Here is an 8,895-nt window from a genome sequence, read left to right as displayed (position 1 = left end):
TGGTTGGCCGCCAGCCGAAAGGTTCATGGCCGAGCTCCCGCGTCACCGTGTCCCGCGAGATACCTTCACCGCCGCACTTGCGACACCATTCATCCGTGGCCACCACACGACAGGCGATCACGGCACGATCAGGAGCAAGGAACTGACCGGTCGCTTCCAAGCCAAGCCCGTCAAGGCGGCAAAAAGTAGTCAAGTCAGGGCATTGAAAGGTAGCGTTGAACACGAGGGCCTTGCTGTAGAAAACGAGATCTTAGACAATCTGATTCTCTACCAAGGCCCTCACCTATACCGAAACGACTTCCCCGACCCGGAAATCACGCGCGGCAGCCCTGACTACACTCTGGATTCGGAAGAGCCTCTTTAGTCTCCAGCCGCCGGAAAAATGTCGGGCCTCGGCAGGCTAGGAGCCGACAGACGTCGCCTCCCTGCCAGCCACAGCGGCTGGTGCCGTTTCGTCGTGAAGGACGGTCCGGCGTCGTCCGTCCCCGCGCACCCACAGCTGGAACGCCACGACCAGCAGCACCAGCCAGGCGCCGCCCACCCACAGCGCCACGCGGGTGTCCGGGAAGACACCGAGGACCACCACAATGGCGCCCATGAACACAATGGTCAGCGCCGAGGCGAGCGGCCACAACGGGACGGGGAAGGCTGACGGCGCAAGCGAGCCGCGGGCCATTTCCCGTTTCATGGCGATATGCGAGGCCAGGATCATGACCCACACCCAGACCGTGGCAAAGGTGGCAATCGAGGCAATAATGACGAACACCTCTTCCGGGATGACGGCATTGAGCACCACGCCCACCAGCAGCACGCCGGTCATCATGACCACGGTCATCCACGGCACACCGGTGCGTGAGATCCTGCCAAAGACCGCCGGTGCGTGGCCCTGCTGGGAGAGGCCGAACAGGATGCGTCCGGCGCCGAAGATGTCGCTGTTCACGGCGGAGAGCGCGGCGGTGATGACCACGGCGTTGAGGATGTGCCCGGCTGCGGGGATGCCCAGCGAGGAGAAGATTTGCACGAACGGGCTGGTCTCCCCGGTGATCAGGTTCCACGGGAGAAGGCTCATCAACACGCCAATGGTCAGTACGTAGAAGAGAAGGATGCGGACGGGGACCGTGTTGACGGCGGACGGGATGGACTTGGCCGGGTCGGCGGCCTCCCCGGCCGTCACGCCGATGGTCTCGATCCCCCCGAAGGCGAACATGACGACGGCAAATGCGGCCATGAGCCCGCCCCAGCCGTTCGGCAGGAAGCCGCCATGCGCCACCAGGTTCCCCAGACCCGGTGCCGCCTGCGCCGCGTCCATGTGGAAACCAAACACGATGATGGCGGCGCCGCCGGTGATCATGGCGATGATGGCCGCAACCTTGATCAGTGAAAACCAAAACTCGAGCTCGCCAAAGACCTTCACGCTGAGCAGGTTCAAGGCAGCCAGGAAGAAGATGATGGCCAGCACCCAAATCCAGCGTGGGACCTCGTGAAACCAAAAACCCATGTAGATACTGAAGGCCGTGACGTCGGCAATTGCGACTATTGCCATTTCAAAGACGTAGGTCCAGCCGGTAATGAACCCCGCCAGCGGCCCCAGGTAGCGGCCCGCGTACTGGCCAAAGGAGCCGGAAACCGGGTGGCGCACGGCCATCTCGCCCAGGGCCCGCATCACCATGAACGCGGCGGCGCCGGCAATGATGTAGGCCAGCAGCACCGAGGGGCCGGCTTTTTGGATGGCCGAGGCGGAGCCGTAGAACAGGCCCGTTCCGATGGCGGAGCCCAGGGCCATGAAGCGGATGTGGCGGGCATTGAGTCCCCGGGTCAGCGAGAAGCCTGCGGTCTGCATGCAAAAACCTTTGGTGTTGGGGGCCTGGCGGTCCAGGAGTGAGTTCGGGCACATCACGCCCGAACTGCTGTGACGGCCCTCACCGCGCCTTGCTGTCTCGGATTGGAGACCGCACCGAAATGCCGCGTAATCTGGGATTAGAGACTCGACTATTCTATAGTGGCACCGGCGCGCTGGCCATTTCGGTAAGGGTTGAGAGTGCGGCAGTGGACAGATCGGCGGGCGAGGGAATAATGGCAAACACGGAACGGACTCCGTCCAAGGTTCCCGCGGCGGACAACACGCTGCGCATCTTAAAATTACTGTCCTCCAAGCGCGGCCCGCTCGCCGCCTCCACCATTGCCACCACCCTGGGCCTGCCACGCTCCAGCGTCTACCACCTGCTCGGCGTCATGGAAGCCAGCGGATTTGTCATGCACCTGCCGGAGGAACAGCGCTACGGGCTTGGCATTGCCGCCTTTGAGCTCAGCAGTGCCTATTCCAGGCAGGAGCCGCTGTCCCGGCTGGGGCGCCCGCTCTTGGCTGCGCTGGTGGACAGGATTGGCGAAAGCGCACACCTGGCAGTGCTCCACGGCCGCGATGTCCTGTACATCGTGGAGGAGCGTGCCAAGCACCGCCCCTCGCTGGTGACCGACGTCGGCGTGCGGCTCCCCAGCCACCTCACCGCCAGCGGCCGGGCCATTTTGGCGGCGCTGCCCAAGTCGCAGGTCCGGGCCCTGTATCCGAACGCGGCCGCGTTCAGCGCGCGCACCGACGTGCCTGACCCCATCGGCAAGTACTCGGCGCTGTCGGCCCACCTTGAGCAGGTCCGCCAGCGTGGCTACTCCACCGAAAACGGAGAGATCACCGAAGGCTTTGGCTCCGTGGCAGCGGCAGTGACGGACCACTTGGGCTGGCCCGTGGCCGCTGTGGCGGTGACGTTTTTGGCCGAAAAGGTGCCCGCCGGCGAATGGCCCGCCCTGGCCGGGCGCGTCGCGAAGGCGGCCGGCGAGCTGTCCGTGCGGATTTACGGCCGCCGCGAGGGATAGTCTGGGTGCCCGTCCCTTCCCCCCAACGCTCGTTCAGAGCCGGGGGTGTTTTTGCGCACGATCCTGCAGCAGCAACTCCATCCACCCGCAGAAGCTGCACTTTCGAATCCTGTACGGCGGCAAAGGACCGCCAGCCAACGGGTGTCGAACGGGTCCTGATGGCAAGACCCGCCACGTTTCGTCCCGCACCTTTGGTTGTCGAAGGGCGATCTTTAGGCCAGCGAAGGAGCGTCGGTGGGAGATGCCCCGAATGTGAGGGAGCGTCGGCCGTGCAGTCTGGAATCCCGGACACCGTGGCTTCCGGCGGGCAGATTTCCGCGCCGTTAAGCGGAATAGTGGAAAGCAAGCCCGTCCCACAGCCAAAGGAACCGCCATGGCCACCGCAGTCCTGTCCGAAGAAATCATCCTCTCCTCCTCCGGCGTCACGCCCGAAGACGTCATCGCCGTCGCCCGACACGGGGCCAAGGTGACCATCAGCGCGGAGGCGCTGGCCGGCGTCGAACGGGTCAGGGCGCACATCGACGAGCTCGCGCACTCCGAAACCCCGGCCTACGGCATCTCCACGGGCTTCGGCGCGCTGGCCAACCGCCACATCCCCGAGGACATGCGCACGCAGCTGCAAAAGTCGCTCATCCGCTCCCATTCCGCCGGCATGGGCCCGGCCGTGGAGCGGGAAGTGGTGCGCGCGCTGATGTTCCTGCGCGCCAAGACGCTCGCCTCCGGCCGCACCGGCGTGCGCCCCGTCGTCGTCCAGACCATGGTGGACGTGCTCAACGCCGGCATCACGCCCGTGGTCCGCGAATTCGGCTCGCTCGGCTGCTCCGGCGACCTCGCGCCCCTCTCGCACTGTGCGCTGGTGCTCATGGGCGAGGGCGAGGCGGCCGGGCCCGACGGCGTGGTCCGCCCCGTCCCCGAATTGCTCGCCGAGGCCGGCATCACCCCGATCGAGCTCGCCGAAAAGGAGGGCCTGGCCCTGGTCAATGGCACGGACGGCATGCTGGGCATGCTGCTCATGGCCATCGCCGACCTGAAAATGCTGCTGACGACGGCGGACATCACCGCCGCGCTCAGCGTGGAGGGCCTGCTGGGCACCGACCAGGTATTCCTGCCGGAGCTGCACATGGAGCTGCGCCCGCACCCCGGCCAGGCATTGAGCGCCGACAACATGTTGCGCGTGCTCGCCAACTCGCCCATCGTGGCCTCGCACCGCGTGGGCGACTCCCGTGTCCAGGACGCCTACTCGCTGCGCTGCGCCCCCCAGGTGGCCGGCGCCGCCCGCGACACCGTTGACCACGCGTTGATGGTAGCCACGCGCGAGCTTGCCGCCGCCATCGACAACCCGGTGGTGCTGCCCGACGGCCGCGTGTCCTCCAACGGCAACTTCCACGGTGCGCCCGTGGCGTATGTACTGGACTTCCTGGCCATCGTCTCCGCGGACGTTGCCTCGATTGCCGAGCGCCGCACCGACAGGATGCTCGATCCGGCCCGCTCGCATGGCCTGCCCGCGTTCCTGGCCGGCGACCCCGGCGTGGACTCGGGCCTGATGATCGCCCAGTACACGCAGGCCGGCCTGGTCTCCGACTCCAAGCGCCTGGCCGTCCCCGCCTCCGTGGACTCCATCCCCAGCTCCGCCATGCAGGAGGACCACGTGTCCATGGGCTGGCATGCGGCCCGCAAGCTGCGCCGTTCCGTGGAGAACCTGCGCCGCGTGCTCGCCATCGAGCTGGTCACCGCCACCCGCGCCATTGACATGCGCACGTCCATGTCCGACGGCGAACTGGTCCCCGGCCCGGCCGGCGCGGCTGTGCTGGAGGTGCTTCGCGCAACGGTCCAGGGTCCGGGCAGCGACCGTTTCCTGTCCCCGGAGCTCGAGGAGGCCGACCGCCTGGTGGGAACCGGCGCCATCCGCGCCGCAGCTGAAAGGGCCACGGGTCCGCTGAACTAAAAACCGGCACCCGGACTTGACGGCTCACTGACGCAAGCTGCGGACCGGCATTCCCGCGGCTGGGCCCACGAGCGCGAGGGACCCGCTGCGAGCTTGCGAGCAGTGGGAGCGCTTGGGGACTTTCCGGCCAATCGGCCGCGGGCGGCCAATCGGCCGCGGGCGGCCTCGGCCTCCCTGACGCGGCCTACGGAAACGCCGGCTCCTTCGCCTGCGGCAGCGGGCTTGGACGAGTCACAACCGCCCGCACGCTCAACCACTGTTGTGACATTTGCCACAGCGGCGGCGGGCGTGTTTAATGTTCAGGTCAGGCGGATGCCCGACACTGATTTGAACTGGGGAATTTTGTGAAGCTCGCTCGGCTGGCATTGCGCCATGCACGGCCCTATTGGGGATCCATTTTTGCCGTGCTGCTGCTGCAGCTGATCTCCACCATCGCCGCCCTTTACCTCCCCAGCCTCAACGCCAAGGTCATCGACCAGGGGGTGTCCAAAGGAAACACCGATTTCATCTGGACCACGGGCACCACCATGGTGGTGGTCTGCTTCATCCAGGTCGCCGCGGCGATCGGCGGCATCTACTTCGGCGCACGCACCGCCATGGCCATCGGGCGCGACCTCCGCCGCGAGGTCTATCACCGGGTCAACGCGCTCGGCGCCCTGGACGTGGCGCGGTTTGGCACGGCAACTTTGATCACGCGCAACACCAATGACGTCCAGCAGGTCCAGATGCTGGTGCTGGTGGCCCTGAATTTCATGGTCTCCACCCCCATCATGTGCATTGGCGGCATCATCATGGCACTGCGGGAGGACCTTGCCCTGTCGTGGCTCCTGTGGGTCTCAGTCCCCCTGCTCTTCGTGGTGGTCGGCTTCCTCGTCGTGAAGCTGCTGCCCCTGTTCCGCGAGATGCAGGAACGCATCGACACCGTCAACGGGGTGCTGCGCGAACAAATCGTGGGCATCCGGGTGATCCGGGCGTTTGTGCGGGAACAGTTCGAGGCTGCCCGCTACCGCGACGCCAACCTCTCGCTGACCCGGGTGTCTGTGCGCGTGGGCAACCTTTTCGTGCTGATGTTCCCGCTGATCATGATGATCCTGCACCTGGCCACCTCCGCGGTGCTCTGGTTTGGCGGGCAGCGGGTGGACGCCGGAGCGATGCAGATCGGCTCGTTGACGGCGTTCCTGCAGTACCTGCTGCAGATCCTGGTCGCCGTCATGATGGGCGTTTTCATGATCATGATGATCCCGCGCGCGGCGGTCTCGGCCGAGCGGCTCGATGACCTGCTGTCCACCGAACCGAGCCTGGCTGTACCCCGCGGAACGGACGCGCCGTCGGGCCACGCCGTCGAATTCAAGGACGTCTCCTTCGGCTACCCCGGGGCCGAACGTCCCGTGCTGAACCGTGTCAGCTTCACGGCTGGGGAGGGGCGGACGACGGCGATTGTCGGGTCCACCGGCTCCGGCAAGTCCACGCTGGTGAACCTGATTCCCCGGCTTTTTGACCCGCAAAGCGGTACGGTGCGCATTGGCGGTGTGGACGTCAGCGAGCTAAGCCGCCCGCAGTTGGCCACGCTCGTGGGGCTGGTGCCTCAGAAACCCTACCTTTTCTCCGGCACTATCGCCTCCAACATCCGCTTCGGCAGGCCCGCGGCCAGCGACGAGGACATCTGGAACGCACTGGAGGTGGCCCAGGCCAAGGACTTTGTGGAAGACAAGCCCAAGGGCCTGGCCGAGACCATCGCCCAGGGCGGGACCAACGTTTCCGGCGGGCAGCGCCAGCGCCTCTGCATTGCCCGAGCCCTGGCCGCCCGCCCCCGCGTGTTCCTCTTTGACGACTCGTTTTCCGCCTTGGACGTCACCACCGACGAGAGGCTCCGCCGGTCACTGCACGGGGCCACGGGCGGGGCCACGGTGATCATCGTCGCCCAGCGGGTGTCCACCATTCGCGAAGCCGACCACATCATCGTGCTGGACAACGGCGAGGTGGTCGGGGCCGGCACCCACGACGAATTGCTCGAGGACAACGAAACGTACCGGGAAATCGTCGAGTCGCAGCTCAGCGTTGAAGGGGTTGCATGATGGCGCGGCGGAACAAGGCACAGGCACCGGTGCAAGCCGAGGAAGCTGGCACCGACTACGAGCCCAGAAGTACCGACGGCGACATGTTCGGCGGCGCGCCGGCCAAGAAGGCCAAGCACTTTTGGCCGTCGGTCAAGCGGCTGACAGGGTTGTTGCGCCCGGAACGCCGCCAGTTCTCCCTGGTGGTGGTCTTGGTGGCGGCGTCGGTAGTGCTGACGGTCATTGCACCCAAAATTCTTGGTGCGGCCATGGACACCATCTTCAACGGCGTCCTGGCCGCCGGTTTTCCCAAGGGCGTGCCGCTGGAGTCCATCGTCGCCGCGCAACGCGCCGCCGGCAACGGGGCGTTCGCGGACATGCTCGCCAAGTCACACCTCGTCCCCGGGCAGGGCATCGACTTTGTCCAGCTCAGGCGTCTGATCGTGATTGTGCTGGCCCTGTACATGGTCGCCTCGACACTCATGTGGCTGCAGGGGTACCTGCTCAACGCCCTCGTCATGCGGGTGGTCTTCCGCCTGCGCGAGGACATTGAGCGCAAGCTGAACCGGCTGCCGCTGGGCTATTTCGACACCCGGCAGCGGGGTGATACGATGTCCCGCGTCACCAACGACGTCGACAACATCCAATCCGCGCTCCAGCAGGCGTTCTCGCAGCTGGTCCAATCCGCGCTGACCATCGTGGGCATCGGCGTCATGATGTTCATCGTCTCCTGGCAGCTGGCCCTGATCGCCTTAATCGCCCTGCCGCTCTCCGCCATCATCGCCGGCGTCATCGGCGCCCGGTCGCAAAAACTTTTCGCCGCGCAGTGGAAGAACACGGGATCCCTCAACGGGCATGTGGAGGAGACGTTCTCCGGGCTGGAACTGGTCCGCGCCTACGGCCGCGACGAGGAGATGCTGGCCGAGTTCGATGAGCGCAATGAGAAGCTTTACAAGGCGTCCTTTGGCGCCCAGTTCGTTTCCGGCATGATCATGCCGGCCATGCAGTTCGTCTCCTACCTCTCCTACGTGCTGGTCGCGGTCGTCGGCGGCGTGCGGGTGGCCACGGGGCAGATGACCCTCGGCGACGCCACGGCATTCATCCAGTACTCGCGGGAATTCTCCCAGCCCATCGGCGAGATGGCTGGCATTGCGAACATGATCCAGTCCGGCGTGGCCTCGGCGGAGCGGACTTTTGAACTGCTTGACGCCGAGGAACAGGAGGCCGAGACAGTCACGGCCGAACTGCCCGCCCAGACGGATGGGCATGTCGCCTTCGAACAGGTCGCCTTTAGCTACGACTCCAAGAGTCCCCTCATCCGGGACGTGTCCTTCACAGTGGAGCCCGGCCAGACGGTAGCAATCGTGGGGCCCACCGGTGCCGGCAAGACCACCCTGGTGAACCTCGTCATGCGCTTCTACGAGCTCACGGGCGGGCGGATCCTGCTCGACGGCATCGACACCCGGGCCCTGCCCCGGCAGCAGGTGCGGGCCCAGGTGGGCATGGTCCTGCAGGACGCGTGGCTGTTTGAAGGCACCATCCGGGAGAACATCCGCTACGGCCGCCTGGATGCCACCGACAGCGAAATCGTGGAGGCGGCCAAGGCCACCATGGTGGACAGGTTTGTCCGCCAGCTCCCCGACGGCTACGACACCGTCATCGACGCCGACGGCGGCACGGTCTCCGCCGGCGAACGCCAGCTGATCACCATCGCCCGCGCGTTCATTGCCAACCCGTCGCTGCTGATCCTCGACGAGGCGACCTCGAGTGTGGACACGCGCACCGAACTGCTGGTCCAGCACGCCATGGCGGCCCTGCGCACCGACAGGACGTCGTTTGTCATCGCGCACCGGCTCTCCACCATCAGGGACGCCGACGCCATCCTCGTCATGGAGGACGGCGACATTGCCGAGCACGGCACGCACGAAGAGTTGCTGGCCCGCCGCGGCGCGTACTACACGCTGTACAAGACCCAGTTCCGTGGCGGCGAAGAACTGGAAGACGAGGTCGCGGCCGAGGTGCACTGAC

The 8,895-nt window shown here is 66.0% G+C and carries 5 protein-coding genes and 1 pseudogene; 4 read left to right on the top strand and 2 right to left on the bottom strand.

Annotated features, from left to right (window positions below; all coding sequences use genetic code 11):
• Both CVV68_RS18580 and CVV68_RS18575 read right to left on the bottom strand, forming a co-directional pair.
• Positions 1-223, bottom strand: a pseudogene (locus tag CVV68_RS18580) (ISL3 family transposase); the annotation flags it as partial.
• A 177-nt stretch (positions 224-400) separates the two neighbouring features.
• Positions 401-1,840, bottom strand: a complete 1,440-nt coding sequence (locus CVV68_RS18575; protein ID WP_110502494.1) for an amino acid permease — start codon at positions 1,838-1,840, stop codon at positions 401-403.
• Positions 1,841-2,073: 233 nt separating this feature from the next.
• Here CVV68_RS18575 and CVV68_RS18570 point away from each other — a divergent pair, with 233 nt between their 5' ends.
• The 4 genes from CVV68_RS18570 to CVV68_RS18555 all read left to right on the top strand — a co-directional run bounded on the left by CVV68_RS18570 (position 2,074) and on the right by CVV68_RS18555 (position 8,894).
• Complete coding sequence (locus CVV68_RS18570; RefSeq protein WP_110502479.1) at positions 2,074-2,868, top strand: IclR family transcriptional regulator; 795 nt, start codon at positions 2,074-2,076, stop codon at positions 2,866-2,868.
• Positions 2,869-3,241: 373 nt separating this feature from the next.
• Positions 3,242-4,813: a histidine ammonia-lyase gene (gene hutH, locus CVV68_RS18565; RefSeq protein WP_110502478.1), complete on the top strand. Its 1,572-nt coding sequence runs from the start codon at positions 3,242-3,244 to the stop codon at positions 4,811-4,813.
• A 344-nt stretch (positions 4,814-5,157) separates the two neighbouring features.
• A complete protein-coding gene (locus CVV68_RS18560) occupies positions 5,158-6,888 on the top strand; it encodes an ABC transporter ATP-binding protein (protein WP_110502477.1) in 1,731 nt (576 codons plus the stop codon).
• Entirely contained in the window at positions 6,885-8,894 is a 2,010-nt protein-coding gene (locus CVV68_RS18555) for an ABC transporter ATP-binding protein (protein ID WP_110502476.1), read from the top strand. Before CVV68_RS18560 ends, CVV68_RS18555 begins: the two co-directional genes overlap by 4 nt.
• Position 8,895: the final 1 nt, after the last annotated feature.

The sequence above is a fragment of the Arthrobacter livingstonensis genome, from assembly GCF_003219815.1.
Classification (GTDB): domain Bacteria; phylum Actinomycetota; class Actinomycetes; order Actinomycetales; family Micrococcaceae; genus Specibacter; species Specibacter livingstonensis.
Note: the sequence above shows the minus strand (reverse complement) of the source record. Positions and strands in the feature narration are given on the sequence as shown.

Coding starts and splice junctions, on each gene's coding strand:
- CVV68_RS18575 (WP_110502494.1), bottom strand. CDS start 1,840: ATGCAGACCGCAGGCTTCTCGCTGACCCGGGGACTCAATGCCCGCCAC.
- CVV68_RS18570 (WP_110502479.1), top strand. CDS start 2,074: ATGGCAAACACGGAACGGACTCCGTCCAAGGTTCCCGCGGCGGACAAC.
- hutH (WP_110502478.1), top strand. CDS start 3,242: ATGGCCACCGCAGTCCTGTCCGAAGAAATCATCCTCTCCTCCTCCGGC.
- CVV68_RS18555 (WP_110502476.1), top strand. CDS start 6,885: ATGATGGCGCGGCGGAACAAGGCACAGGCACCGGTGCAAGCCGAGGAA.